The sequence below is a fragment of the Micromonospora sp. WMMA1947 genome (assembly GCF_027497355.1).
In the GTDB taxonomy this organism is placed as follows: domain Bacteria; phylum Actinomycetota; class Actinomycetes; order Mycobacteriales; family Micromonosporaceae; genus Micromonospora.
This window is the reverse complement of record NZ_CP114909.1, coordinates 4,309,979-4,336,548: the sequence shown is the minus strand read 5'-3', so window position 1 is coordinate 4,336,548 and position 26,570 is coordinate 4,309,979. Positions and strand designations below refer to the sequence as shown.

General features: G+C 72.2%; 24 protein-coding genes and 1 pseudogene. 12 read left to right on the top strand and 13 right to left on the bottom strand.

Annotation, left to right across the window (positions count from 1 at the left end; all coding sequences use genetic code 11):
• The first annotated feature begins 1 nt into the window (after window position 1).
• The 8 genes from O7604_RS20640 to O7604_RS20605 all read left to right on the top strand — a co-directional run bounded on the left by O7604_RS20640 (window position 2) and on the right by O7604_RS20605 (window position 9,988).
• Window positions 2-1,357 (top strand): MBL fold metallo-hydrolase, encoded by a 1,356-nt coding sequence (locus O7604_RS20640; RefSeq protein ID WP_281577444.1) that lies wholly within the window; start codon window positions 2-4, stop codon window positions 1,355-1,357.
• Window positions 1,354-2,340 carry an alpha/beta hydrolase-fold protein gene (locus tag O7604_RS20635; protein WP_281577443.1) on the top strand — a complete coding sequence of 329 codons (987 nt, stop codon included), beginning with the start codon at window positions 1,354-1,356 and terminating at the stop codon, window positions 2,338-2,340. Before O7604_RS20640 ends, O7604_RS20635 begins: the two co-directional genes overlap by 4 nt.
• Complete coding sequence (locus O7604_RS20630) at window positions 2,340-4,190, top strand: asparagine synthetase B (protein WP_281577442.1); 1,851 nt, start codon at window positions 2,340-2,342, stop codon at window positions 4,188-4,190. Before O7604_RS20635 ends, O7604_RS20630 begins: the two co-directional genes overlap by 1 nt.
• Window positions 4,120-5,160: a hypothetical protein gene (locus O7604_RS20625; RefSeq protein ID WP_281577441.1), complete on the top strand. Its 1,041-nt coding sequence runs from the start codon at window positions 4,120-4,122 to the stop codon at window positions 5,158-5,160. Before O7604_RS20630 ends, O7604_RS20625 begins: the two co-directional genes overlap by 71 nt.
• On the top strand, window positions 5,157-6,599 hold the full coding sequence (locus tag O7604_RS20620) for an aldehyde dehydrogenase family protein (protein WP_281577440.1): 1,443 nt from the start codon (window positions 5,157-5,159) through the stop codon (window positions 6,597-6,599). The genes O7604_RS20625 and O7604_RS20620 overlap by 4 nt, the downstream gene beginning before the upstream one ends.
• On the top strand, window positions 6,596-7,630 hold the full coding sequence (locus O7604_RS20615; RefSeq protein WP_281577439.1) for a GntG family PLP-dependent aldolase: 1,035 nt from the start codon (window positions 6,596-6,598) through the stop codon (window positions 7,628-7,630). Before O7604_RS20620 ends, O7604_RS20615 begins: the two co-directional genes overlap by 4 nt.
• A complete protein-coding gene (locus O7604_RS20610) occupies window positions 7,627-8,367 on the top strand; it encodes a phytanoyl-CoA dioxygenase family protein (RefSeq protein ID WP_281577438.1) in 741 nt (246 codons plus the stop codon). Before O7604_RS20615 ends, O7604_RS20610 begins: the two co-directional genes overlap by 4 nt.
• 187 nt (window positions 8,368-8,554) lie before the next feature.
• Window positions 8,555-9,988, top strand: a complete 1,434-nt coding sequence (locus O7604_RS20605; protein ID WP_281577437.1) for a multicopper oxidase family protein — start codon at window positions 8,555-8,557, stop codon at window positions 9,986-9,988.
• A 60-nt stretch (window positions 9,989-10,048) separates the two neighbouring features.
• Here the strand turns inward: O7604_RS20605 and rfbA are convergent, their stop codons facing one another.
• From rfbA to O7604_RS20590, 3 genes are all read right to left on the bottom strand, one after another.
• On the bottom strand, window positions 10,049-10,921 hold the full coding sequence (gene rfbA, locus O7604_RS20600) for a glucose-1-phosphate thymidylyltransferase RfbA (protein ID WP_269705376.1): 873 nt from the start codon (window positions 10,919-10,921) through the stop codon (window positions 10,049-10,051).
• 64 nt (window positions 10,922-10,985) lie between these two features.
• The gene (locus O7604_RS20595) at window positions 10,986-12,410 is read right to left on the bottom strand and encodes a carboxyl transferase domain-containing protein (protein WP_281577436.1); all 1,425 of its coding nucleotides are present in this window, start codon (window positions 12,408-12,410) and stop codon (window positions 10,986-10,988) included.
• A gap of 78 nt (window positions 12,411-12,488) precedes the next feature.
• Window positions 12,489-12,944, bottom strand: coding sequence for a helix-turn-helix transcriptional regulator (locus O7604_RS20590; protein ID WP_269705374.1), 456 nt, complete (start codon window positions 12,942-12,944; stop codon window positions 12,489-12,491).
• Window positions 12,945-13,184: 240 nt separating this feature from the next.
• Between O7604_RS20590 and O7604_RS20585 the strand changes: the two genes are divergently transcribed.
• Window positions 13,185-13,400 (top strand): acyl carrier protein, encoded by a 216-nt coding sequence (locus O7604_RS20585; RefSeq protein WP_348651010.1) that lies wholly within the window; start codon window positions 13,185-13,187, stop codon window positions 13,398-13,400.
• A gap of 28 nt (window positions 13,401-13,428) precedes the next feature.
• Here the strand turns inward: O7604_RS20585 and O7604_RS20580 are convergent, their stop codons facing one another.
• From O7604_RS20580 to rfbB, 6 genes and pseudogenes are all read right to left on the bottom strand, one after another.
• On the bottom strand, window positions 13,429-14,406 hold the full coding sequence (locus O7604_RS20580; RefSeq protein ID WP_281577434.1) for an LnmK family bifunctional acyltransferase/decarboxylase: 978 nt from the start codon (window positions 14,404-14,406) through the stop codon (window positions 13,429-13,431).
• A gap of 117 nt (window positions 14,407-14,523) precedes the next feature.
• A complete protein-coding gene (locus O7604_RS20575) occupies window positions 14,524-15,471 on the bottom strand; it encodes an acyltransferase domain-containing protein (RefSeq protein ID WP_348651009.1) in 948 nt (315 codons plus the stop codon).
• A gap of 71 nt (window positions 15,472-15,542) precedes the next feature.
• Window positions 15,543-15,788, bottom strand: a complete 246-nt coding sequence (locus O7604_RS20570) for an acyl carrier protein (RefSeq protein WP_269707073.1) — start codon at window positions 15,786-15,788, stop codon at window positions 15,543-15,545.
• Window positions 15,769-17,083 (bottom strand): annotated as a pseudogene (locus tag O7604_RS20565) (ketosynthase chain-length factor). Before O7604_RS20565 ends, O7604_RS20570 begins: the two are co-directional and overlap by 20 nt.
• Complete coding sequence (locus tag O7604_RS20560) at window positions 17,080-18,351, bottom strand: beta-ketoacyl-[acyl-carrier-protein] synthase family protein (protein WP_281577431.1); 1,272 nt, start codon at window positions 18,349-18,351, stop codon at window positions 17,080-17,082. The pseudogene O7604_RS20565 and the gene O7604_RS20560 overlap by 4 nt, the downstream one beginning before the upstream one ends.
• Window positions 18,348-19,421, bottom strand: a complete 1,074-nt coding sequence (gene rfbB / locus O7604_RS20555) for a dTDP-glucose 4,6-dehydratase (protein WP_281577430.1) — start codon at window positions 19,419-19,421, stop codon at window positions 18,348-18,350. The genes O7604_RS20560 and rfbB overlap by 4 nt, the downstream gene beginning before the upstream one ends.
• Before the next feature lie 195 nt (window positions 19,422-19,616).
• Between rfbB and O7604_RS20550 the strand changes: the two genes are divergently transcribed.
• From O7604_RS20550 to O7604_RS20540, 3 genes are all read left to right on the top strand, one after another.
• Window positions 19,617-20,837 (top strand): DegT/DnrJ/EryC1/StrS family aminotransferase, encoded by a 1,221-nt coding sequence (locus O7604_RS20550; RefSeq protein WP_281577429.1) that lies wholly within the window; start codon window positions 19,617-19,619, stop codon window positions 20,835-20,837.
• A 201-nt stretch (window positions 20,838-21,038) separates the two neighbouring features.
• The gene (locus O7604_RS20545) at window positions 21,039-22,082 is read left to right on the top strand and encodes a nucleotide disphospho-sugar-binding domain-containing protein (RefSeq protein ID WP_281579991.1); all 1,044 of its coding nucleotides are present in this window, start codon (window positions 21,039-21,041) and stop codon (window positions 22,080-22,082) included.
• A 74-nt stretch (window positions 22,083-22,156) separates the two neighbouring features.
• The gene (locus O7604_RS20540; RefSeq protein WP_281577428.1) at window positions 22,157-22,891 is read left to right on the top strand and encodes a hypothetical protein; all 735 of its coding nucleotides are present in this window, start codon (window positions 22,157-22,159) and stop codon (window positions 22,889-22,891) included.
• A 54-nt stretch (window positions 22,892-22,945) separates the two neighbouring features.
• On the opposite strand, the gene O7604_RS20535 is transcribed toward O7604_RS20540, so the two are convergent.
• From O7604_RS20535 to O7604_RS20520, 4 genes are all read right to left on the bottom strand, one after another.
• Window positions 22,946-23,959: a Gfo/Idh/MocA family oxidoreductase gene (locus tag O7604_RS20535; protein ID WP_269705365.1), complete on the bottom strand. Its 1,014-nt coding sequence runs from the start codon at window positions 23,957-23,959 to the stop codon at window positions 22,946-22,948.
• 158 nt (window positions 23,960-24,117) lie between these two features.
• On the bottom strand, window positions 24,118-24,729 hold the full coding sequence (gene rfbC, locus O7604_RS20530; RefSeq protein WP_281577427.1) for a dTDP-4-dehydrorhamnose 3,5-epimerase: 612 nt from the start codon (window positions 24,727-24,729) through the stop codon (window positions 24,118-24,120).
• Window positions 24,730-24,752: 23 nt separating this feature from the next.
• Window positions 24,753-25,862: a DegT/DnrJ/EryC1/StrS family aminotransferase gene (locus tag O7604_RS20525; protein ID WP_281577426.1), complete on the bottom strand. Its 1,110-nt coding sequence runs from the start codon at window positions 25,860-25,862 to the stop codon at window positions 24,753-24,755.
• Window positions 25,859-26,569 (bottom strand): class I SAM-dependent methyltransferase, encoded by a 711-nt coding sequence (locus O7604_RS20520; protein ID WP_281577425.1) that lies wholly within the window; start codon window positions 26,567-26,569, stop codon window positions 25,859-25,861. Before O7604_RS20520 ends, O7604_RS20525 begins: the two co-directional genes overlap by 4 nt.
• Window position 26,570: the final 1 nt, after the last annotated feature.

Sequence of the window (26,570 nt, the reverse complement as noted above, 5' to 3'; positions counted from 1 at the left end):
GATGAGGCTGACGAGTTTCGGCCACGCCACCGTTCTCATCGAAACCGGCACCGAAAGAATTCTCGTCGATCCGTGGCTGACTCCTGAACTCGACCGATTCTGGGAGCATTTCCCGGCACAGCCACCGGAATTGCTGTCGATGCTCGACGAGGAAGTCGACTACGTCGTCTTCAGTCACCACCACTACGACCACCACCACTTCCCCAGCCTGGTGCGGCTCGCCGAGGCGCGTGAGGTCGACTTCGACGAGGCGCCGCTGCGCGCGCCGGACACCGTCACGGTGTGGCCGCGCGGCGACGGTCTTCCGTTGCTGTCCTACTCGGGCCTCGGTCACCAGGCCATCGCCTGGACCCAGCGGCGCCTCGGCTACAGCCGGAGCCACGGTGTCCGGCCGGGTGACGTCGTCAACCTCGGCCGGACGCGGCTGCGAACCCTGGCCTCCCGGGTGCCGTTCCCGGAGATGAGCCTGCTGTTCGAGACGCCCGACGCCACCGTGATGATCGCCGGTGACTCGGTGCTGCATCCCGACACGGAGAGCTTCTTCGCCCGGGCCGACGCCCCGGCGGTCGACGTCGCGCTGATCCCGGCGCACAGCCTGGCTCCGCCGGGGGTGCTCACCCAGCGCCGGCAGGTCGGCGCGCCGGACGACCTCGTCGCGCGCTCCGCGGCCAACTTCGACCGCTGGGCCGACGTGGTCGGCGCCGGCCTGACGATCCCGTCGTCCTTCGGCTGGCGGGTGCGCGACAGCTTCGCGTGGTGCAACACCGCCCTGTTCCCGTTCACCCCCTGGCAGGCGCTGCGGCACCTGGAGTCCGTCGGGCGTCCCGGGGCGTTGTGGGGTCCCGGTCAGACCCTCGACGTGTCGCACGACGGCAGTGTGATGTCCACCGGCGACTTCGACTTCGCCGCCGTCTCGGCCGCCGTCACCCTCGACCCGGCGGCCGGCGTGCCGGCGTTCGACCCGGAGACGGATCAGGTCGGACGCCAGCGGGAACCGACCGAACGGCTCGTGCAGCGGTTGATGGACCACCTGGTCGGGACCGACTTCTGGTACCGGGAGATCGACGGTGGGGCCGACCAGACGATCACGGTGTACGAGGACGGCGGCAAGGCGCGTGGCTTCGTCCTCGACTTCACCGGCGAGCGGGTCCGGCCGCTGCCGAGCGAGGCGGGCGACGGGGGCGCGCACACCGCGATCGCCGGCAGCACGCTGCAGGCGCTGTTCGACGCGGACCTGCTGATGGGCAGCTCGTACGGACTCTGGACCAGTGACAACGCACTGCTCTCCGCCGTGTTCCACAACCCCGTCTGGTACGTACGGCACGTGGACCGGGCTCTGCTGGAGCAGCGCCGATGAGGTATCGGGTCGACGCCTTCACCCATGACAGCTCGGTGTTACGCGGGAATCGGCTGGGCGACCCGAGCCGCCGGGAGGTGGTCGTCCTCACCCCGGCGGATCCACCGCGGCGGGCACTGCCCGTCGTGTACCTGCTGGCCGGCTTCGGCTCGCGCGGCCGGGACCTGCTGGGTATTCGTCCGCTCGGTGAGAGCCTTCCCGACCGGCTGTCCCGGCTGGTGGCGCAGGGGGTGCTGCCGCCGGTGCACGTCGTGCTTCCCGACTGTGCCACCCGCTACGGCGGATCGCAGTACCTCGACTCCGCCATGTGCGGTCCGTACCAGCGATACCTCGTCGACGAGGTGGTCGCCCTGGTCGACGAGCGGCTGCCCACCGTCGCCGAGGCAGGCGGCCGGGCGGTGGTCGGCAAGTCCAGCGGCGGATACGGCGCCCTCATGGCCGCCATCCAGCGCCCCGGCGTCTTCGGCCACGTCGCCGCGCACACGCCGGACTGCGGATTCGAGCACACGTACCTGTCGCTGCTGGTCCGCGCCCTGAACACGCTGCGGGCCCGCGGCGGCATCGCCGCGCTCAGCCGAGCCGGGTACGCCGGCACCGTCGACGGTGCGTTCATGGAGGCGATGAGCATCGTCGCGATGGGCGTCTGCTACGCGCCGGAGGTCCTGCCGGACATCGCCGACGGGTTCCCCTGCGACCCCCGCACCGGACGGTTCCGGGACGCCGTGTGGCAGACCTGGCTCGACCGGGACCCGGTCCGGCTGGTCGCGGGCGCCGCCCCCGCGCTCGCCACGCTGGAGACGCTCTACCTGGACGTCGGCGAGCAGGACGAGTACGGCATGCAGTGGGGCGCCCGGGCGCTGCACGCCGAGCTGACGGCCGCCTCGGTGCCGCACGAGTACGACGAGCACCCGTACGGGCATCAGGGCATCGACCACCGCCTGGAGCGGTCGCTGGCCGCCTGCGGCGCGAAGTGGAGCGCGTGATGTGCGGCATCGCCGGCTTCGTCAGCCTGGACGGCCCACGGCCGGCATGGTGGCTCGACCGGCTGGGACGCCGCCTCGTCGGGGCCATGCACCACCGCGGGCCGGACGACAGCGGGCTGCACCTCTCCGACGACGGCCGGGTCCTGCTCGCGGCCACCCGGCTGGCCGTGCGGGACCGCAGCCCGTCGGGGCATCAGCCGATGGTCAGCCCCGACGGCGAGGTGGCGCTGGCCTACAACGGCGAGTTGTACGCCAGCCGGACCCGGATCAGCGGCTGGCCGGCGCGCAGCCGGTGCGACACCGAGCAGTTCCTGCAGGCCGTCCACGCCGGCCCGCCGACCGTGGTCGGCGAGCTGGACGGCATGTTCGCGGCGGCCTGGTACGACCGGCGGACCGGCCGGACGGTCCTCGCCCGGGACCACTTCGGCGTCAAGCCGCTGGTCTGGTGCCGGGTCGCCGGGGGGATCCTGTTCGCCTCGGAGGTGGCCACGCTGCTCGCCGGCGGCCTGGTGGAACCCCGGGTGGACTGGACGGCGTTCCTCCACCGGGCGTACGTCCGGATGGACGCGATCGACGACGGCACCTGGCTCGCCGGGATCCACTCCGTCGAGCCGGGCCACCTGATGGTCATCGACGGCGACCGGGTCAGCCACCGGCGCTACTGGATGCCGGCGCCGGCGGAACGGGAGGTGACCGTCGACGAGGTCGCCGAGGCGTTCCGGCGCGCGGTGGACATCCGGCGCCCCGCCGACGTGCCGATGGCGGCGGTGGTCAGCGGCGGCGTCGACTCCTCCGCCGTCTTCGGCGCGCTGCGGGCCCTGCACAGCGACGTCACCCCCTACGTGGTGCGCTACGAGGGAACCGAGGCGGGCCAGAACGAGGACCTGCCGTACGCCCTGGAGGTCGCTCGGGCGGCCGGCGTGGAGCCGGTCCACTGCGATGTCGCCGTCGCCGACGTCGAGGGCCTGACCGCGGTCGCCGTCCGGCACCTGCAACGGCCGTTCCTGCACGGCGCCGAGCTGGCGTTGCTCCGCACTTACCAGCGAATCGCCGCCGACGGCCGGGTGGTGGTGTTCTCCGGGCACGGCTCCGACGAGTTGTGGGGCTACCAGGAGGGCACCTACTTCCCGATCGTCGACCCGACGCGCCCTCCCGACACCCACGGTGAGCACTACCTGCGCACCCGGCTCTACCGCGACGAGCGACCGCTGTGGCACCGGATGGTCGACGAGCTGTGCCGGCACGTCGGTGTGTCCGAGGAGGACGTCACCGACCGGGTCTGGAGTCGTACCCTGCGGCCGTATCGCGAGCTGGCCACCCTCGATCCGCACAAGCGCGGCCGGTACCACCTGATGCGGCGGTTCCTGGTGTACGTCAACGAGATGGTCGACGCCTGCTCGTCGGCGTACTCGCTGGAGGACCGGCCGGTCTTCCAGGACGTGACGCTGGCCGGTCTGGCGTTCTCGATGCCGGAGTGGCGGAAGAACCGGGGCGGGCTCGGCGGTTCCAAGCCGTTCCTCAAACAGGCGCTGGCGCCGTACCTTCCGCCGAGTGTCCTGCACCGGCCCAAGAAGGGCTTCCCGGCGCCGCGTGACACCGCCTTCCTGGCCCGGCTGCGTGGCCTCGTCGAATCGGTGGGCCTGCCGGCCGACGCCCCGCTGAGCGGTGAGCTGCTCGCCGCCGCCGGAACCGGTGAACTGCTGTTCCTGTATTCCAGCCAGATGTGGCTGCGCCAACTCCCCCGCGCGGACGGGGGACCGACCCACGGGAGTGGAGACCATGACGTGGCGACACCGGACGTTGGCCTCGGCGGAGGAACTGGACCAGTGGCCACCGTCGCTGGATCCTGACGCCGCCCAGCCGTGGTGCAACTTCATCCTCTGGTGGCCGGACGAGCCGGTGCCCGGCCTGCGCAGCACGCCGGGCACGCTGCGCAAGGAGGCCCCGCCCGGCGTACCGTCCCGCCCGACCGCCGGGCGCACCCCGTGGTCGGCGAACAACCCGGCGGCCCACCGCTTCGAGCTCACCGACGGCGCCCGCCGGCTGCGGGTCAAGCAGTTCCTGTACGACTGGGCGTTCCCCGCCCTCGACCACCCCTGTCTGTGGCAGAGCGAGACCCGTGCGGTGCCTCTCGACGACGAGCACGTCCTGTGGCTGGGGGTGGACTACATCGGCAACGCGGCGGCGTCGGCAAGGCTGGGCCGCACCACTGTGGAGCTGTCCGTTCTCGACGGGCAGTTCGAGGACGCCGAGATCGCCGCCGTCTACCGGTCCCTCGCTCCGGTGGACGACGACGCGGCGCGGCAGATCGCCGCGACGCCACTGGCCGAACTGAGCTACTGGGCACGCCAGCCGGAGGCGAGCGCGGTACGGGTGCCGGTCGGACTGTGGGCCTTCCACCGGCCCAGTGACCATCGCCGTGCCTGGCGGCCGGACGTCGCCGCGCCGCTCGGTCTGCCGGACACCCTGGCCGGGCTCCCCGTCGACAGCGTCGGCACCTTCACCCGCCCGGACGGACGGGAGGAGACCGAGGTCGTCTACTCCGGCGGCCGCCTGCGCGGCCGCGAGATCCGGGTCATCGCCCAGCGTCCGCAGCAGGGCGGCATATCGGTGCCGGCGAAGCCGGACAAGCACCCGGGGACCTTCGACCAGGTCGACGTGGACGGCGTACCGGTGCAACTGGCCTGGATCGACGAACGCCACGGCCCTTTCCACGCCGTCCTCGCCACCGGCGCGCTGGAGCTGATGGTCCTCGCCGGCACCTCCGTGCACCTCGACCGGGACGCGTTCCTCGGCGCGATCCGGGAGCTGACGCGATGACTGGCCTGCCCGCACCGCTGCGGGAGCGACTCGGCGGGGTCGCGGTCGGCGGCGACCTGACGCCCGGACGCGGATCCGCGCGGACGCTGGTGGACCCCGCCGACGGTACGACGCTGGCCGAGCTGACCGACGCCTCCCCCGACGACGTCGACCTCGCTGTCGCCCACGCGGCCAAGGCGTTCGGGCACTGGTCGCAGACCCACCCGCGGGAGCGGCAGGACGCCCTGCTCGCCCTGGCGGACGCCGTCGAGCGCAACGCCGCCGAGCTGGCGACCCTGGAGACGCTCAACGGGGGCAAGCCACCGGGCCGGTCCCAGGGCGAGGTCGGGTTCGCCGTGCGTACCCTGCGGTACTTCGCCGGGCTGGCGATGCAGCCCTCGGGCGAGGTGAATCCGGTCGGCGCGGGCACCCTGTCGATCACCGACCGGGTTCCGCTCGGCGTCTGCGCGGCGATCGCACCGTCGAACTACCCGTTGCTGCTCGCGGTCTGGAAGGTCGCCGCGGCGCTCGCGCACGGCAACACCGTCGTGGTCAAGCCGGCCGACGACACCCCGCTGTCCCTGCTGCGGCTGGCCGAGATCGCCGCGGGCGCGGGCCTTCCCGCCGGTGCGCTCGGTGTGGTCACGGGCGGGGCGGCGGTCGGCCGTCACCTCTGCGCCCACCCCGACGTGGCGCTGGTGTCGTTCACCGGATCGACGGCGACCGGTGCCCTCATCCGCGCGGAGTGCGGGATCAAGCCGATCCTGCTGGAGCTCGGCGGAAAGAGCCCGTTCGTGGTGTTCGCCGACGCGGACCTCGACGCGGCGGCCCGCGCCCTGGTCGACGGGTACACCGGCAACACCGGGCAGATGTGCGTCGCCGCGAGCCGGCTGATCGTCGACCACCGGGTTCGGGAACGGTTCGTGGCCGCGGTGACCGAACTCAGCCGGCTGCGGGTCGGTCCCCCGCTCGCCCCCGGCACCCAGCTCGGCCCGCTGGTGAACGCCGCCGGCCGCGACCGCGTCCGGCGGCTCGTCGACGAGGCGGTCGCCGCCGGCGCGCGGGCGACGGTGACGGCCGACATTCCCGCCGACTCGGCGGGCTTCTACGTCGCGCCGGTGATCCTGGAGTCGGTCCCGGCCGGAGCGGCCGCCGCCCGGGAGGAGGTGTTCGGTCCGGTTCTCACGGTGACCGGCTTCGACACCGAGGCCGAGGCGCTGGCACTGGCGAACGACACCGGGTACGGGCTGGCCGCTTCCGTCTGGACCCGCGACCTCGGCCGGGCACACCGGTCCGCCCGGCGGCTGCGGGCGGGAATGGTCTGGGTGAACACCTACGGCGACACCGAGGAGCACGTCAGCGTCGGCGGCCTCGCGATGTCCGGGTACGGCCGGGAACTCGGAGTCCATTCCCGCGACGGCTACACGGCGACCCGCGCGATGTTCGTGAGACACGAATGACGCCCGTCGACCTGCGCAGCGACACCCGGACCGTGCCGGACGACGCGATGCGCAAGGCGATGAGCGTCGCCGCGGTCGGCGACGACAGCTACGGTGACGATCCCACGGTGGCCGAGCTGGAGGAGACCGCCGCCGGGCTTCTGGGCACCGACGCCGCCGTCTTCACACCGAGCACGACCATGAGCAACCTGCTCGCCGTCCTGCTGTGGCTGGGCACCGACGGGGGCGTGCTGGTCGTCGGGCGCCGGGCCCACGTGGTCACGCTGGAGAACGACGGCGCACGCCGCCTCGCCCGGGCCCACCTGGTCACCCTGGCCGACCCGGCGGGGCACCTCAGCCCCGCGGACGTCACGGCGGCACTGCCCGGGCCGGCCGGCCGTACGCTGCTCTGGCTGGAGAACACCGCCAACCTCGCCGGCGGGCACGCACAGACCCCGGCCGAGCTGGCCACGTCGGCCCGGGCCGGCCGCGCCGGTGGTGCGCGGGTGCACCTCGACGGCGCCCGGCTGACGAACGCCGCCGTCGCCACCGGGTCGTCGCTGGCCGATCTCGCCGCGCCGGCCGACACCGTGGCCCTGTCGTTGAGCAAGGGCCTGGGCGCCCCGGCCGGTGCCCTGCTCGCGGGCCCGGCGAGCGCGATCGCGGAAGCCCGCGAGCTGCGGCAGATGCTCGGCGGGACGATGCACCAGGCGGGGGTGCTGGCCGCGGCCGGGCTGGTCGCCCTCGGCCGGCGGCACGAGCTGGCCCGCGACCACGAGCGGGCCGACCGGCTGCGCGAAGGACTGGGCGGGATCGACGGCGTCGACGTGGTGGAGGTCGACCGGCCCACGAACATGGTGTTCCTCCGGCGCGTGGGGACCCCGGCCGAGGTGACCGCGACCCGGCTCGCCGAGAACGGGGTGCTCGTACTGCCGGTCGGGGACGACACGGTGCGGCTCGTGGTGCACCGGCAGCACACCGACGACGACATCGAGGCGGTCACCGTACGTGCCGCGCTCGCACTCCGACCGAACGGAAGGGGCCCAGCGTGAGAGACGACCTGCGGATCAACGGGTACGCCGTCGTCGACGGCATCGTCGACGAGACAGACCTGGACGTCATGCGCGCCTGCGTGGCCCGCCTGGAGGACATGGCCGGGCGCCGCCGGGCGAGCGGAGACGGCTTCGTTCTCGAGGCGCCGGACGTCGGCGGCTGGGTGGCCTGGCAGCAGGGCCTGCCCCCGGCATCCGGCGTCCTGCGCTCGGTGGACGGCGCCCACCGGCACTGCCCCGAGTTGACGGGGATCGCCGAAACCGTGGCGAAGACCCACATCGTGCCGGCGACCGGCACCGACGTGGACGTGGTGAACACCTTCCTCTGGGCGAAACCGGCGAAGGTCGGCTCGGAGAAGCCGTGGCACCAGGACATGGCGTTCGCGCCGGACGGCTTCCACGACCGGTACGCCAACGTCGTCACGGCCTGGATCGCCGTCGACCCCGCCACCACCGAGAACGGCTGCCTGCAGTTCGTGCCGGGATCGCACCGGCTCGGCGTGCTCCCGCACGTCGGCGACCCGGAGCGCGCCGACGGGGATCCGCCGCGCGAGCGCGCGGTGGAACCGCACGTCGAGCCGGCCACTGTGGCGACGCTCGGCACGCCCGTGCACGCCCCACTCGATCCCGGCGCCGGTGCGGTCTTCGACGGGCTGATGGTGCACCGCTCGGCACCGAACACCTCGGCCGCGCCACGCCGCGCCCTCAGCTTCGTCTTCGCGCTGCACCGCCGCTGACGGACCGGAGCGCCGTCCTGCTCGACGACGGCGCGGCCGGTGGCTCCGACAACCAGCGCAGCCCGAGCACGCGCCGAGCGTCCCTTGCTTGCATGGGGCCGGCCGCTCGGGCCACGACCGCCGGCGGGCCGGACCGGCGGGATCAGTCGGTCAGCGGGCCACACGCCCGACGGCACAGGGAGCAGACATGGACAGACGACACCTCATCCGTCTCGCGGGCCTGGCCGCGGGAGGGACTCTCCTCTCGGCCTGCAACGAGAGCAGCGCCGCGATCCATGCCGGACACGGCCCGCACCCGGGCGGCGGCACCGGCGACCCCAGCACCCCGCCCGTCCCCTTCACCGTCCCGCTTCCGGTTCCTCCGGTACTGCGCCCGAGCGCGGTGGTGGGCGGCACCGACGTCTACGACCTGTCGGTCCGGTCCACCACGACGGAGATCCTGCCCGGGGTGAGGACACCGGTGCTCGGCTACAACGGCCGGTTCGTCGGCCCGACCATCCGCGCCCGGCGCGGCCGGCCGGCGATCGTCCGGCTGAACAACGGCCTGCACCACCCGACGAACGTCCACCTGCACGGCGCATCGGTCGCCGCGGCCAGCGACGGGCACCCGATGGACGTGGTCGAGCCGGGGCGCCTGCGCACCTACCACTATCCGAACCGGCAGCACGGCGCGACGCTGTGGTACCATGACCACAGCCACCACATGGAAGCCGAGCACGTCTACCGCGGCCTGCACGGGTTCTACCTGATCGACGACGACGCCGAACGGCGATTCGGGTTGCCGACGGGCCGGTACGACATCCCGATCATGTTGCGGGACGCCCGGATCGCGGCCGACGGCACACTGGCGTTCGACCCGGCGGATCCCTTCGTCCAGCAGACCACCCTGGCGAACGGCAAACCACAGCCGGTCCTGCGGGTGGCCGCCCGCCGATACCGCCTGCGGCTGCTCAACGGCGCCATCCAGCGGAACTTCCAGCTGAGCCTGACCGGCGCCGACATGATCCAGGTCGCCACCGACGGCGGCCTGCTTCCCGCGCCGGTGCCCCGTACCGAACTGGCCCTGTCGCCGGGCGAGCGCGCCGAGATCGTCGTGGACTTCCGCCGGTCACCGGTCGGCAGCCGCCTGGTCCTGGCGGACACCACCGGTCCGGTGCTCGCGTTCGACGTGGTCGGCGCGGCCGCCGACAACAGCCGGCTCCCGGCGAAGCTCCGGCCGCTGCCGCCGCTGCCCCGGGCCACCACGGTCCGCGACGTGACGCTGAGCCGCCGGCCCGGCCAGGCGACGTTCACCATCAACGGCGAGGTCTTCGACGCCGCCCGCGTCGACGCCCGCATCCCGATCGGCACGACCGAGATCTGGCGGGTCACCAACGTGGACGTGGACTTCCCGATCGACCACAGCCTGCATCTGCACCTCGTACAGTTCCGGGTGCTGGACCGCGACGGCGTCCCGCCGGCGCCGGGCGAGGCGGGCCTGAAGGACACCGTCGCGGTGCCGCCCGGTTCCACCGTGCGCATCCAGGCCACGTTCACCGGGTTCAAGGGGCGCTACGTCTACCACTGCCACTACCTGCGGCACTCGCAGCTCGGCCAGATGGCGCAGTTCGAGGTGGTGTGACGGCGTCACCCGCCGGACGGCCCGGCCGGATCGCACCGGCCGGGCCGTCCGGCACTCCCGTCAGCGGGCTCCCGCCGCCACGTTCATGACGTACCTGCCGTACTCGGTGTGGGCCAGCTGGGCGCCGAGGCTGAGGCAGGCGTCGGCGTCGATGAAGCCCATCCGCAGGGCGACCTCCTCCAGGCAGGCGATGTGGATCCCCTGCCGCTGCTCCAGGGTCTGCAGGTAGTGCCCGGCCTGCAGCAGTGAGTCGTAGGTGCCGGCGTCCAACCAGGCCAGGCCCCGCCCGAGGTCGACCAGCCGGGCCTTGCCGCGCTCCAGGTAGACCTGGTTGACCCTGGTGATCTCGATTTCGCCGCGCGCGGACGGGCGGACGTTCTTGGCGATGTCCACCACGTCGTTGTCGTAGAAGTACAACCCGGTGATGGCGCGGTTGGACCGCGGCTTCTCCGGCTTCTCCTCGATGGAGATGAGCCGGCCCGTCGCGTCGGTCTCGCCCACGCCGTACCGCTCGGGGTCGGTCACCGGATAGCCGAAGAGGACGCAGCCGTCGATGTCGCGGCTCTCCGCCTGCAGCACCTCGGAGAAGCCGTAGCCGTGGAAGATGTTGTCGCCGAGGATCAGGGCGACCGGATCGTCGCCGACGTGCTCCGCGCCGATGATGAAGGCGTCGGCCAGACCCCGGGGAGCCGGCTGGGGAGCGTAGGTCAACGACAGCCCGAACTGCGACCCGTCGCCGAGGAGCCGTTCGAAGAGCGGCAGGTCACGCGGGGTGGAGATGATCAGGATGTCCCGGATGTCGGCGAGCATGAGCACCGAGAGCGGGTAGTAGATCATCGGCTTGTTGTAGACGGGTAGGAGCTGCTTCGACATCGCCAGCGTCACCGGGTGCAGGCGCGTTCCCGAACCGCCGGCCAGGATGATGCCCTTCACTCGAGTCCTCCTCGCAAGCTGTGGCTGTGGGTCGGTCCGTACGTGGGCGTCACGGTCCGCGCGGTCAGAGCGGGATGTTCCCGTGCGCTCCCCGGCGGGCCGGTGCCGCGATCAGCGCCGTCACCACCTTCGACCGGGTGAGCGAGGGATCGATGACCTCGTCGACGACACCGATGGACAGGGCGCGTCGCACCCCGCCCGAGTCCTGCTCGTACTCCTTGATCAGCTGCGTCCGCAGGGCCTCGCGCTCGTCGTCGGGTGCGGCGGCCAGGGTGCGGCGGTGCAGGACGGCCACCGCGGCCTCCGCGCCCATCACCGCCAGTTCCGCCTGCGGCCAGGCCAGGACCGCGCTCGCACCCAGCGAGCGGGAGTTCATCGCGATGTACGCGCCGCCGTAGGACTTCCGGGTCACGAGGGTGACCCGGGGCACCACCGCCTCGGCGAACGCGTGCAACAGCTTCGCGCCACGGCGCACCACACCGGTCCACTCCTGGTCGAGGCCGGGCAGGTAACCGGGCACGTCGACGAGCACGAGAAGGGGCACGCCGAAGGAGTCGCACCGCCGGACGAACATGGCCGCCTTCTCCGCGCCGAGCGCATCCAGGCATCCGCCCTTGCGCAGCGGGTTGTTGGCCACGACCCCGATCGTGCGACCGGCCAGGCGTCCCAGCCCGACCACGACGTTCGGCGCCCAGCGGGGCTGCAACTCCAGGAAACCGTGCTCCTCCGCCGGATCGAGGATCGCCCGGACCAGGGGACGCACGTCGTAGGCGCGATTGGGGTTCTCCGGCAGCAGCGCCGACAGGTTCGACGGCGTCCGCACGGCGGCCACCTCGTACGTCCCCTGCTGCCCGAGCAGCGTCGTCAGGGCACGCGCCCGCGCGAACGCGTCGCTCTCGGTGGGGACGACCACATGGGCGACGCCGGAGCGGCGGCCGTGGGTGTCCGGACCGCCGAGGCTCTCCATATCGACCTGCTCCCCGGTGACGCGGCGGACCACCTCGGGACCGGTGACGAACACCCGCGCCTCGGACGACATCACCACCACGTCGGTCAGCGCCGGGCCGTAGGCCGCACCACCGGCGGCGGGGCCGAGCACGACGGAGATCTGCGGAACGCGGCCGGACGCGTGCACCATCGCGGCGAACATCCGGCCGACGCCGTCGAGTGCCGCCACGCCCTCGGACAGACGGGCACCGCCGGAGTGCCAGACCCCGACGACCGGACAGTGCTCGTCCACCGCCGCCTGGATGGCGGCCACGACGCGGCGGCAGCCGTCCGCGCCCAGGGCGCCGCCCATGATCCGGGCATCGGTGCAGTACGCGATCACCGGTCCGCCGGCCACGCGGCCGCGGACGACCGCGACGCCGGTGTCGTCGTCCCCGTGGACGAGCCGGAGGGTGCCCGGGTCGAACAGCTGGCGGAGACGGACCACCGGATCCCGGCGGTCACTGTCCTGGATCCGGGTCGGGCCGGCGGCGAGAACCACGATGAGGCTCCTCTGTTGGCGATGCGGCAGAAGTTTCGTCCGCAACGCTCACGCAGCGCTCAAGGCAAGCTCGCGTCGTCAGGCCGGTTGCCGCTCCTCACGGGTCCGGATCGGCCGGGTGACCTGCTTCGACACGCACGACGGCATCCCGGCCGTCGCCTGCGACGCCGCACGCCGGTACGCACTGGGCGGCACCCCGACCAGCTCGGTGAACCGGCTGCTGAACGTGCCCAGAGAAGCACACCCGACCGCGAAGCAGACCTCGGTGACGGTCATGTCACCGCGGCGCAGCAGGGTCATCGCGCGTTCCACCCGCCGGGTCAGCAGGTACGCGTACGGCGACTCCCCGTACGCCAGCCGGAACTCGCGGCTGAGATAACCGGCCGACATGGCCACCCCGCGTGCCAGCGCCTGCACGTCCAGGGGCTGCGCGTACTCCCGGTCGATCCGGTCACGCACCCGGCGCAGCCGCGCGAGACGGCGCAGGCGCGCCGTGGCGGCGGCCTCCTCGGGCGTCTGCTGCTGCGGGAGCACGCGGTTATCGTGCCGAAACTCGATCGGCCCGTCCAGCCGACGCTCTCGCGATTCCCCCTTTCGTGTTCCATTCACATTTGAGCGGCCCTCCGGGGGACGGCGGCACACTCGACCAGACGTCCGGCGGTGCGACGCCGCGCCGAGCGCGTGTGGCGGGGCCGCGCGGCGGACGGCGCCCCGATCTGCGAGGACAAGGAGCCAGTCGTGCAGCCGATCACGTTGCGGGAGCTCGAGAACCTCATGCGCCAGTACGTCTGGGACGGGGACTGGCGGTCCTTCGAGCACGCCCCGGACCAACCCTTCGACGAGCTGGGGTACGACTCGCTCGCCCTGCTCGAGACGCACAGCCGCATCAAGCGTGACTACGGTGTGCCGATCTCCGAGGACGACCTGGGCCTCGTCCGGACCCCCCGGGAACTCGTCGAGTTCGTCAACAGCCGCCTGGAGCCGGCGTGACGCCCCACCCGGTGGCGGGGTGCCGTGCTCATCCCGCCCGGTTCTGGGTGATGCGCTGACGCGCCACGGCGAGCAGGCTGCCGTCCTGCCGGCGCACCGTCACGTCGACCACGTCCTCACCCCCGGCGTCGGGGAATGTCGTGACCGCGACGTCGAGGACGTCGTCGGCGTTCGCGTTGGCGAACAGGCAGACCTGCCGGTCCGGCACCCGCCGGCGCAGGAAGCTGTCGGACGACCGGCCGAGGCTGCGCCACAACGTCAGGACCGCCCAGTCGACGATCGAGAAGTACGACGCGAAGTACAGCAGGCCGACGCCGTTGAGGTCGCGACTGGCGCTCACCTGGTAGGTCAGCGTGAGCCCGGCCTCCGGCGGCGGCTCCCCCTCGGTCCGGAAGCCGGCTGCCCGGCGCGCCATCGACACGACGCGACGGGGGGTGTGCTCGTCGGCGATCGGGTCCAGGTGGTGCGACTGGAAGCCGATGGGTGTCGCCCGCCGCAATCCGTGGTTCGTGCCGTCGCCGGAACGCTGGATCCAGCGGTTGAACGTCTCGACGTGCACACATCCGGGCGAGTCGTAGCGGAAGAAGTCGTCCATGGCGAGGCCGTCGCCGTACGCGGCCTCCGTACCGGCGTCCCCGTGATAGCGGCTGACCTGGTGCACGGTGAGCAACGAGTCACCGCCGCAGGACAGCACCTTCGACCGTACGCGGAGCCGGTCGCCGAAGGTCAGTTGCTCGACGGACAGGTCGCTGCAGGCCTTGACCCGGAAGTAGGCGAAGGACAGGTAGACGGGGTTGCCCTCGGGATCCACCGCGGAGTACGGATCGATGTGGCAGGCGGCGCCGACCGCGTCCCAGGTCCAGTCGCCGAGCTGGCCGATGAACAGCGAGTTGGGGCCGCACATCGCGGGGGTGATCAGCTCGACGCGTTCGAGCCAGTCACCCGGGCGTCGAACCAGCGCCGGACGACCGACCTGGGGAAACAGGGCGTGCTGGTTGGTCTCCATGTCATCTCCGCGGTCCTAGGGGACGGCCACCGCCTGGGTGGATCGTGCTTGCGCAGCCTGGCACCGGCCTCACCAGGTCCGGTCGAGCAGCGGTTGACCCGGGGGCGGCACCGCGGATCAGGGCAGCGAGACTCCCAGCCGGGCCGCCGCGGCGGCGAGGTGCTCGGCCTCCCGGGCCGGGCCCGACGCCGCCGGCCCGATCAGCGACAGCACCTCGCATCGCCCGGAACGGACGTCCGGGTGCCGGCGGGCGAAGGTGGTCAGGCTGGTGCCGGGGCCGCACTCGACCAGCAGGTGGGGCCCGGCCTCCGCCAGTCTCGCCAGGGCGGGCCAGAACAGCACCGGGTTCACCGGGTGCTCGGCCCAGTACCGTGGATCCTTCACCTCGGCCTCGGTCAGGTAGCCGGCGGTGTACCCGGACACCACGGGGATCCGGGGCGGGTTCGCCGGCAGGCTCGCCAGCAGGGAGCAGGCCGGGTCGACCGCCGGCCGGAGCCACTCGCTGTGGAAGGGAACCGTCGACGGCACCGCAGCACAGGTGTAGCCGGCCTGGCGCAGGGCGTCCACTGTGGTCCGCAGCGGCTCGTCCGCACCGGCGATCACCGTCTGCCGGGGCGTGTTGACCGCCCCGACGTCGACACCCGGCCGCAGGTACGGCTCGACCTCGGCCCGGGACGCCGCCACGGCGGCCATTCCGCCCGGCGGCACCAGGGTGAACTGGCCGACCCGCTGCCCGACGATGCGGGTCGCGCCGGGCAGGTCGAAGATGCCGGCGAGGGTGGCGGCGGCCATCTCGCCGACACTGTGTCCCAGCAGGACCGCCGGCCGCAGCCCGCGGTCCAGCAGCAGCCTGCCGAGCGCGTAGTCGATGGCGAACAGCAGCGGCTGCGAACGGCTGGCATGGTCGACCGGAAGCTGCGGGGAGGCGGCGAGCCAGTCGGAACGTAGCTGCTCTCCGGCCCTCCCCATGAGCTCGAACACCTCGTCGATGATCGCCGCGAAGGCGGAGACATCCCGGTACAGCCCCGTGCCCATGCCCTGGTACTGGGAACCCTGGCCCGGCATCAGCAGGGCAGGTGGCGGTTGCGGCGGGCCCTCGGCCGGCGTGTCCCGGCCGGCCGGCGCCCCGGCGCCGGTCAGGCCGCGGTCAGCCATCGGTTCACGAGGTCCACCAGCTGCCGCGGCGTGGTGGCCTCGCTCAGGGCCTGCTCGGAGATCTCGACGCCGTAGTCCCGCTTGATGACACTCTGCGTCTCGAGCAACGCGAGCGAGTCGTATCCGAGGTCGGTGAACGCCTGGTCCGGAGCCTGCTGGAACGAGGACGTCGACTCGTCGTCCCCGGCGCACCTGCGCATGATCTCCTCAAGGTCCGGCAGAGTTATCCGCTGCACGACTACTCCCCTCCTGATCCGGTTCGAATGTCACTGTCGTTGCTCGTCGCTTCCGCGGAGACGTCCGGGGACGCGGTGCCGCGCCGGAGCACCATCGCGGAGTTGAATCCGCCCCTGCCCCGGGCGATCACCAGCGCGGCCCCGGGTTCCCACCGGCGGGGCCCGCCGGTGACGAGGTCGATCTGCGCGCCGGCCGCGACCGTGCGCACGTTGACCGTCGGCGGAATGAGCCCGTCGCGCATGGCGAGCAGGGCGCACGCGAGGTCGGCGGACGCGCCGCCGGAGCTCATCCGTCCGGTCATGGTCTTCGGGACGGTGACGGGAACCGCGCCCGGACCGAACACGGCGGCGATCGCCTCGGCCTCGGCGTGGTCCTCGTCCGGCGTTCCGGAGCCGTCGGCGAAGACCACGCCGATGTCCGCGGCCGTCATGTGCGCGTCCGCCAGGGCGCCTTCCACGGCGCGGCGCAGTCCCCGCGCACCACCGTGGCGCGCGGCGGCGTCGAACGTCGCCGCGTACCCGGCGATCTCCCCGTGGATGTGCGCGCCCCGGCGGCGGGCGCCGGCGGCGTCCTCGACCACCAGGACGGCACCACCCTCACCGGGGACGTACCCACGGGCGCCGACGTCGAAGGGCACGTACGCGGTTCGCGGATCGTCGCCGGTGCTCAGCGTGCCGCCGCTCATCCGGGCCACCCAGCCGTACGGGCAGAAGGAGCTCTCGAAGCCCCCGGAGAGCATGAGCCGGGACCCCTTGCGGATGTTCCGCCGGGCCTGCGCGACCGCGTCGAGCCCGCCCGCCTGGTCGCTGACGATGACGCCGGCGGGGCCTCTCATGCCGTGCCGGATCGACGTCTGCCCCGTGTTGACGGCGTAGAACCAGGCGAACGACATGTACACGCTGACGTGCTCGGGACCGGACCGCCACAGGTTCTCCAGCTCGCGCTGGCCGTACTCGAAGCCGCCGAACGCCCCGGCCATCGCCACGCCGGTCTCGGTCGCCTCGTAGGCGCCGGGTTCCACCCGGGCGTCGGCGAGCGCCCAGGCCGACGCGGCCAGCGCGAACTGGGTCATCCGGTCGGTCTGCGGGAGAAGCCGGCTGGGAATGTGGTCGGCGGGATCGAATCCGTCGAGTTCGCCGCCCAGCCGGGCCGGGTACCCGCTCACGTCGAATCGCCGGACCGGGCGGATGGCGGACTCGCCACGCAACGTCGCGGCCCAGAAGTTCTCGGTCCCGAAGCCGTTCGGCGCCGCGACGCCGATCCCGGTGATCACCGCCGCGGTCATGCCGCACCCCGCCCGGGACGGGCGAGCACGATGGCGCTCTGGAAGCCTCCGAAGCCGCTGCCGACGCTGACGACGGTGTCGAGCCTCTGCTCCCGCGCGTGCAGCGGGACGTAGTCCAGGTCCAGCTCGGGGTCCGGCTCGTGGAGGTTCGCGGTCGGCGGGATCACGCCCTGGTCCAGGGCGAGCGCGCAGGCGGCGATCTCGATCGAGCCGATCGCACCGAGGGAGTGGCCCACCATCGACTTGATGGAACTGACCGGTGTCGAGTAGGCGTGGTGGCCGAGTGCCCGCTTGAGAGCGGCCGTCTCGTGCCTGTCGTTCTGCTGCGTCGCCGTGCCGTGCGCGTTGACGTAGTCGACGTCCTCCGGTGACAGCTTGCTCTCCGCCAGCGCGGCGGTGATCGCCGCGGCCATCTCGGCGCCGTCGGGCCGCAGGCCGGTCATGTGGTACGCGTTGCTGCGGGAGGCGAATCCGGTGACCTCGGCGTAGATCCGGGCGCCGCGGGCGCGGGCGTGCTCCTCGCTCTCGAGGACGAGCACGGCGGCCCCCTCCCCCAGCACGAAGCCGTTGCGGGTGCGGTCAAAGGGGCGGAGCGCGTGGGCCGCGTCGTCGTTGCTCGACGAGGTCGCCCGGATGGCGTCGAAGCAGGCGACGGTGATCGGTGAGATCGGCGCGTCGGTGCCACCGGTCACCATCGCGTCGACCGCGCCCTCCCGGATCAGATCCACCGCGTGTCCGACCGCGTCCAGTCCGGAGGTGCACCCCGCGGAGATCACGGCGACCGGGCCCTGGGCGTTGACGTCCCAGGCGACCTCCGCCGCCATGGAGCCGGGCATGAAGTAGTCGTACAGGTGCGGGCCGGCGTAGTGGTGGTCGAGCACCCACTCCCGCCCGGTGTCGCTGAGAGCGAGGTACTCCGACTCGAGGTTGCACGTGGCACCCACGGCGGTGCCGAGGCTCACGCCGACGCGGGTGGGATCGGACCGGTCCGTCTCCAGACCGCTGTCGGCCATCGCCTCCCTGGTGGCGACCAGGGCGAACTGCGCCGCCCGGTCCAGCCGGCTGATCTCCCGGTGGGACAGCTCGGCCTGGGCCGGTTCGAAGTCCACCTCGGCGGCGATCCGGGACCGGAAGGCGGACGCGTCGAAGGCGGTGATCGGCCTGGTCGCGGTGCGACCGGCGGTGATCAGTTGCCAGAACGCCTTGGTACCCACGCCGCCGGGCGCCACGACGCCGAGACCGGTGATCACCACTTTGCGAACACTCACCGCGACACCGCCGCGGTCGTCCCGACAGCCTTCATGTTCATCGACCCCTGTTCCTCTGTGTCCGGACCGGGCATTGCCGGCTCTGGTGCGGCTTGCGTGTGGTGCCGCTCCGACTCGTCGGCCCACCGGTCGCTGTTGGTCCGGTACCAGGCGACGACCTCGGCGAGGCCCGACTCGAAGGGCACCTGCGGGGCGTAGCCGAGCTCGCGGCGGGCCTTGCTGTCGTCGAGGGAGTACCGGAGGTCGTGCCCCTTGCGGTCGGCGACCGGCCGCACCGCGTCCCAGTCCGCCCCGCACAGGCGCAGGAGTTCGGCGGTCAGGTCCCGGTTGGTCAGCTCGGTGCCGCTGCCCAGGTGGTAGACCTCGCCGTCACGACCCTTCCCCAGCGCCAGCTGCACGCCCCGGCAGTGGTCCGCGACGTGCAGCCACTCCCGGACGTTGCGGCCGTCGCCGTAGAGGGGCACCGGCCGGCCGCTGAGCAGGTTGGTGACGAAGCGCGGGATCATCTTCTCGACGTGCTGGTACGGCCCGTAGTTGTTCGAGCAGCGGGTGATCACCACCGGCAGCCCGTGCGAGCGGTGGTACGAGCGCGCAAGCAGGTCGGCCGCCGCTTTCGAGGCGGCGTACGGGGAGTTCGGCAGGAGCGGGTGATCCTCCGTCCACGACCCGTGGGCGATGGTGCCGTACACCTCGTCGGTCGAGACCTGCACCACCCGGCTGATGCCTGTCCGGAGGCAGCAGTCCAGCAGCGTCTGGGTCCCCAGCACATTCGTCGTCGTGAACGGCGAGGCGTCGAGCAGCGACCGGTCCACGTGGCTCTCGGCCGCGAAGTGGACGACCGCGTCGTGTCCCGGCAGCAGGTCGAGAAGCAGCTCGCGGTCGGCGATGTCGCCTCGGACAAAGGTGAGCCGCGGATCGTCCGCCGGGATGTTCGTCAGACTGCCCGCGTACGTGAGCTTGTCGAGGACGGTGATCTCCGCGTTCTCGTAACCCTCGTAGGCGCCGCCGAGCATGCTGCGTACGTACTCGGAGCCGACGAAGCCGGCTCCCCCGGTCACGAGAAGTTTCATGTTTCCGAGCGTCGCCGGGCACGGCCGACCCATGGTGGAGGTCCACTGGAAGGGCGGTGGAGCGGTTCCGCCTGATAGCCCCGGCGGGCGTCACCCCAGTTGCGCTCAACCGAGGTGCGAGCACCGTCCGGGACGCTGTCGTTCCGGCACACCGCCGGCCCATGGCACGTCGCACGGCATGATGGAGGCCCGCGCGTGAAAGACACACTCGCTGATCTCGCTGCGCTCGGCGGGACCCCGGAGTTCTCACGGTTCCTGCAGGTGGGAACGCCCAGCGTCGGCGATCGGTCGCGTCTGTTCGACAGGCTGAACACGGCGATGGACAACGAATGGCTCACCAACGGCGCGCTGGTCCGCGAGTTCGAGGAGCGCATCGCGGACCTGGCGGGCGTCCGGCACTGCGTGGCGACGTGCAACGGCACCCTGGCGCTGCAACTGCTCTACATGGCCACCGGGCTGTCGGGTGAGGTCGTCATGCCCGCGATGACCTATGTGGCCACGGCGCACGCCGCCCGGGTGCTGGGCCTGACACCGGTCTTCTGCGACGTCGATCCGGTCACCGGATGCCTCGACCCGGAGCAGGTGGAGGCGGCCGTCACGCCGCGGACCTCCGGCATCGTCGGCGTCCACCTGTGGGGCCGCCCCGGCCGGGCCGACGAGCTGGAGAAGGTGGCCGCGCGGCACGGCCTCACGCTCACCTTCGACGCGGCGCACGCGCTGGGGTCCAGCTTCCAGGGCCGGCGCGTCGGCGGCTTCGGCTCCGCCGAGGTGTTCAGCTTCCACGCCACGAAGGTGGTCAACTGCTTCGAGGGCGGCGCCGTCGTCACCGACGACGACGGGCTGGCGCAGGAGCTCCGCGTCCTGCGGACCTTCGGCATCACCGCCGACGGCCGCAGCGTGGGCATCGGCACCAACGCCAAGATGACCGAGGCCTCCGCGGCCATGGGACTGACCTCGCTGGACGCCTTCGGCGAGACCGTACGGCACAACCGCGCCAACCACGCGCGCTACCGCTCCGCGTTGCGCGGGGTGGACGGGCTCTCGGTCGTCGACTTCGACGAGCAGGAGGATCCCAACTGGCAGTACGTGATCCTCAAGATCGACGAAGCGGTCACCGGGATCCACCGCGACCTGATGATCGAGGTGCTGACGGCGGAGAACGCCGGTGCGCGGCGCTACTTCTCGCCCGCCTGCCACCAGCTCGAGCCCTACCGCTCGGAGCGTCCGACCTCGCTGCCGCACACCGAGCGCCTGGCCGAGCAGGTGGTCGCCCTGCCGACCGGCCCGGCCGTCTCCCCCACGGACATCGACCGGATCTGTCACATCGTGCGGCTCGCGATCTCCCACGGGCCGGAACTCACCGACCGGCTGCGTCGCCGCGCGGCCCCGCCCTCCACAGCCGGGAGCGGGACGTGAGGCGTCCGTCCCCGGCCACCGCGCTGTCCCCCCGGCCCCGCCTGCGGATCGTCCGGCGGCCGCGGCTCCCGGGCCGGTCCGCCGCCGCCCGCGCGTCTCGCGTGGCCCCCCGCACGTGCCCGAACGCGCCGCGAGGACGCCGGTCCGTCGTGGTGCACCTGTCCGCAGTCGTCGAGAAGAAGACGGATCACGATGAAATTCCTGTTCACCGTAGGCGGTAGCCAGTCCACCGTGTTCTCCATCGCCCCGCTCGCGACGGCGGCCCGGAGCGCGGGCCACGAGATCCTCGTGACCGCCGACGAGCCGCTGCTGGAGACGGCGACGGCGATCGGACTGCCGGTGGTCCCCTCACCTCATCCGGGGATGCCCGCGGCCAGGCTGCAGGCGCTGCTGGAGCTGACCCGGCAGTGGCCGGCCGATGTGGTCGTCGGTGGCCTGTCGCACGTCCCCGGAATCCTCGCCACCCATCTGAAGGCGCTGTACGTACGCCACTACTGGGACATCGTCCCGCTGCGGCCGGAGCCGGGAATCGAGCCCGACCTGGAGCGTCTCGGCCTCACCGGGCCGCCGGAGGCCGACCTGTTCATCGACGTCTGCCCGCCGTGCCTGCGGCCGTCGCCCACCCCGGGCGCGCGACCGATGCGCTGGATCCCGAGGAACCGCCAGGGCCGACTCGACCCGTGGATGTACACCCGGCCCGCAGGGCGCCCACGGGTGCTGGTCACCGCGGGAACGCGCAATCTCATGCTGCACTCGCACACCGGGGTCATGCGGCAGCTGGTCGACCAGCTGACGGCAGCCGGGGCGGAGGTCGTGATCGCGGCACCGGACCGTGCCGCCGAGGAGTTCGGCGCACAGTTCGCCGACGTGCGCATCGGCTGGGTGCCGCTCGACGTCGTCGCTCCCACCTGCGACCTCGCGGTGCACCACGGCGGCGCGGCCACCGCGATGACGCTCATGAACGCCGGCGTGCCGCAGCTGATCACCCCGGACAACGACTACTCGAGGACCATCGCGAAGGCCCTGGGCGACTTCGGTGCCGCCCTCGCCGTGCCGCCGGCCCCCCGCCAGGCCGGCCAGGAGGCGTACCGGGAAGCGGTCGACGCCGTCGCCGCGGCCTGCCGGCAGATCCTCTCGGACCGCCGGTTCGCCGAGCGCGCGCGGGTCCTGGCCACCGAGATCGGTAAGCTGCCCACGACGGCCGAGATGGTCGGCACGATCGAGCAGCTGGCCGCCGCCGGCTAGCCGCCGGCCCTCACCCTTCTCGCCGCCCGGATCGGGCGAGCCTCCGTCGTGCCCCCACCGGGAGGAGTTCCGTGTTGACGACGAGAGTGGGAGTGCTCCTGCACAGCCGCCATCTGGCCACCGACGGGTGGGCGGAACTGGTCGTCGGCGTGCCCGAGGACGACCGTCTGGGTGACCTGGGCACGCTGGCGCGAGCCGTCCTGACACTGGGCAGCGATCACGAACTCGCCTGCATCGTCATCGGCGGCGGCTTCTCCCGGCGGGACGGCGTCGGTGAGGGCGAGTACACCAAGAGGTTCTTTCTGGAGAACCTATCCAGACTGGACGGGTTCAGCCGCCTGAAGCCCCTGCTCGACCGGTTGTCGGACGCGGAGCGCGCGGCGTTCCGCCAGGCCCTGCACGACATCGTCATCACGCAGCCGGTGCACAACACGGTCGCCGAGATCGAGGCGGCCGCCGGCATCTTCGCCGCGCACGGCGTCGACACGGTGCTGCAGATCGCCGCCGCCAGTCATGCTCCGCGCTGCCTGAAGGAACAGTCGGTGGCCCGCGCGCGCGGAACGATCGCCGGGGAACAGCAGTGGTTCACGGTCGCCACGGACATGGCGTACCGCGGCACCGGGCCCGGGGACGTGTGCGTGATCGAACCGCTGCACCGGCGCGACCAGCCGATGACGTTCGTCCGGCCGGGGTTGTCCGAGGTCCTCGCGCCGTACTTCCGCCTGCCGGACGCCGACAAGGCGACGTTCGTGGCGACGGTCGCGGAGTTCATGGCGTCGAGAACCGGCGGGGCGCGACCGTCCCGGTGACCGGACGTCCGGCGCGGGCCGGCGGTTCCTCTCCGTCGAGGACCGCCGGCCCTGTCATCCGGCGATCCCGCTCCACTGCACCCGGCGGGGCTCGGTGATGCGGATCGCGCTGGACCGCACCTTGTCGACGAGCTCGGCCTGCTGGCAGATCGCTTCGGCGTGCGGCGTGTAGTCCCCGCCGTCGAGCAGGGACCGGGCGAAGAACTCCGCGATGTTCTTGAACTGGTGGTCGGCGGGGAGAACGACCTCCTCGGCGTGGTCCTCCGCTTCGATCCGGACCACTGGTTGCCGGGTCACCGGCGGTGTGAAGGCCCGGTCCAGGGTGAGGCGGGCCCGGTCGCCCCACAGCGAGTAGCAGGACCGGTACGCGTGCTCGAAACCGAAGGACAGCTCGGCCGTCACACCCGACGGGGTACTGAGCAGGGCGTGCCCGGCCACGTCGACGCCCCGGACCGGATGGATGCGCAGCACCGACCCGACGACCTCCAGGTCGGCGCCGAGGAAGTAGGTGGCGGCGCGCAGTGGGTAGACGCCCACGTCGAGCAGCGCCCCACCACCGAGCTCGACGTGGTACCGCCAGTTCGCCGCGTCGAGCGGGGGGATGCCGAAGCTCGCGGTGAAGACGCGGGGCTCGCCGATCCTGCCCTGCGCGACGAGGTCACGGACCATGTCGTGCTGGCGGTGGTGGAGGAACATGTAGTTCTCGATCAGCCACAGACCCGCGCCCTTCGCCTGGTTCACGAGGTCACGGGCGGTGGCGTGGTCACTGGTGAGCGGCTTCTCCGAGAGCACGTGCTTGCCGGCGGCGAGGGCGCGGCTCGCCCAGTACGCGTGCAGGCCGGTGGGCAGCGGGATGTAGACCGCGTCGATGTCGGGCCGGTCCAGCAGGTCGTCGTACCCCTCGGCGGCCACGCAGCCGAAACGCTCGGCGATCGCGTGCGCCTTGGCGGGATCGCGGCTCGCGACGGCCCGCAGCTCCATGCCGTCCGCCTCGATCATCGCCGGCAGAACCCGGCGGAGCGCGATGCTCGCGCACCCCAGGACTCCCATGCGAACCACAGATGGCATGCGGTGCGTCCTTTCACCGGAACCGGGTGGGCAGCGAGCGGGGCGAACGGGTGCGCGGCGGCGCCGGGACCCCGGCGACCGGACCTCCGGTCACCGGGCCGGCTCGTCGTGGGGCGGACCCGGCCCGCGGGTGCGGTTCCGCCACGTCCCGGCGCAGCTCACGAGGCGGAGCGGAGCAGCCGCTCCTCGATGGCCCGGCACTCCTGGTAGTCCGGTAGCAGGCCCGCCTCGGCCGCCTCCGCCAGCCGCGGGCCCACGCTGTCCCGCTCGGAGACGATCGGCTCGATGTCCCCGGGAATCGGCAGCCCCAGGTCCGGGTCGAACACGGAGATCGCCTTTTCGTACTCGGGCACGTAGGCGCTGGTCAGCATGTACGACATGACCGTGTCGTCGGCCAGGGCCACGAAGGCGTGCCCGACCCCGACCGGGAAGTACACCGCGCGGAAGTCCCGCGGGTTCACCCGCACGGCGTCCCACTTGCCGTACGTCGGCGAGCCGACCCGGATGTCGACCACGATGTCGATGGCCTCACCCGCCGCACAGTAGACGTACTTCGTCGTGCCCGGCGGGGTGACGGTGTAGTGGATGCCCCGCACGACGCCCCGGCGGGAGACGCTGTGATTCGTCTGCGCGACGGGGAGGAACGGCGCACCCTTCGCCGAGGCGAAGGCCCGTTGCTGGAACGGCGACACGAACGATCCACGATGGTCGGGGTAGACGTCGGGCGTGAACACGAACGCACCGGTGACCGCGAGCTCTTCGACCTTCACCTGATCTCCCTAGAACCGGCCGTTCACAGCGTCTTGAGGATGTCTCGGAGGGCACTGATCGTCTTCTCCTGGACGTCGACCGGGAGAGACGGATACATCGGCAGTGAGAAGATCTGCCCGGCCAGCGCCTCGGTGACCGGAAGCGAGCCCTCCCGGTAGCCGAGGTGGGCGAACCCGGTCATGGTGTGCACCGGCCAGGGGTAGCTGACGTTCAGCTCGATCCCGTAGCCGCGCAGCCGCGTCAGGATCTCGTCCCGGCGGGGGTGCCGCACCACGTAGAGGTAGTACACGTGGTCGTTCCCGTCGGCCACCCGGGGCAGGACCAGGTCGGTGTCCCCGAGGCCCTCCGCGTACCGCTGCGCCACCGCGCGCCGGTCCGCGATGTACCGGTCGAGACGTGTGAGCTTGCGACGCAGGATCTCGGCCTGCACCTCGTCCAGCCGGCTGTTGTGCCCCGGCGTCTGCACGACGTAGTAGCGGCTCTCCATGCCGTAGTACCGCAGGCGCCGCAGGTTGGCCGCCACCGCGTCGTCCGCGGTGATCGTCGCGCCACCGTCACCGTACGCGCCGAGCACCTTCGTCGGATAGAACGAGAACGCCGCGGCGTCGCCCATCGTGCCGGCGAGCACACCGCCGTGGCGTGCCCCGTGCGCCTGGGCGCAGTCCTCCAGGATCAGCAGGCCGTGGCGGTCGGCGACCTCGCGCAGCGGCCGCATGTCGACGCACTGTCCGTACAGGTGAACCGGAAGCAGGCAGCGGGTCCGTTCGGTGAGGGCCGCCTCCACCTGCGTGGTGTCCATCAGGTAGTCGTCCGCCCGGATGTCGACGAACACCGGCGTGGCGCCCACCGCGTCGATCGCCACGACGGTCGGTGCGGCGGTGTTGGACACGGTGACGACCTCGTCTCCGGGGCCCACGCCGAGCGCCTGCAGACCCAGCTTGATGGCGTTCGTCCCGTTGTCCACGCTGACGCAGTGCGGGACGCCGTGGTAGGCGGCGAACGCCTCCTCGAAGCCCTGGACGCTCGCGCCGAGCACCAGCTGGCCGGACCGGAACACCGTCTCCACCGCGTCGAGGACGTCCGGACGCTCACTCTCGTACTCGGCGAGGTAGTCCCACACCCGGATCGTCACGGCCGCTCCTCGACGGCGACGGCGACGAAGAGTCCCCGGCCGCCCTGGACGTCCTCGATGTAGTCGGCGTCGAAGCCGGCCGCGGCGAAGGCCGCCTCGTACTGGGCCCGGCTGAACAACGTGTGGGTGTACGTCTCGGCGAAGTGCCGCACCCCGGTCTCCGGGTCGGCCACCAGGAAGTGCACGTCCATTGTCGACCGGTGCCCGGAACGCGCGGTGTGCGACATCCGCGCGATGGTCGACCGGCCGCTCCGGACGACGTCACCGGAGATGAATCCGTCCACCGACTTCTCCAGGAACCACCACGGCTCGACCACGACGACGCCACCGGCGGAGAGATGCCGCCCGAAGCAGCGCAGCGTCTGCCGCAGTTCGTCCTCGTCATGGGTGTGGCCGACGGACCCGAACAGGCACACCACGGCGTCGTACTCGCGGCCGAGGTCGAACCCCCGCATGTCGCCCTGGTGCAGCCCGGCACCGGGCAGCTTGCCCCGGGCCACGGCCAGCATGTCCTCCGACAGCTCGATCCCTCCGACGGTGTCGAAGAACTCGGCGAAGTGCACGAGGTGGCCGCCCGCGCCGCACCCGATGTCGAGCAGGGAACGCGCTCCGGGGAACCGGCTACGGACCACCTCGGTGATGTACTCCGCTTCGGTCCGGTAGTCCTTTCCCCGGCTCTCGTTGAGGTCGTCATGGATCTCGGCCACG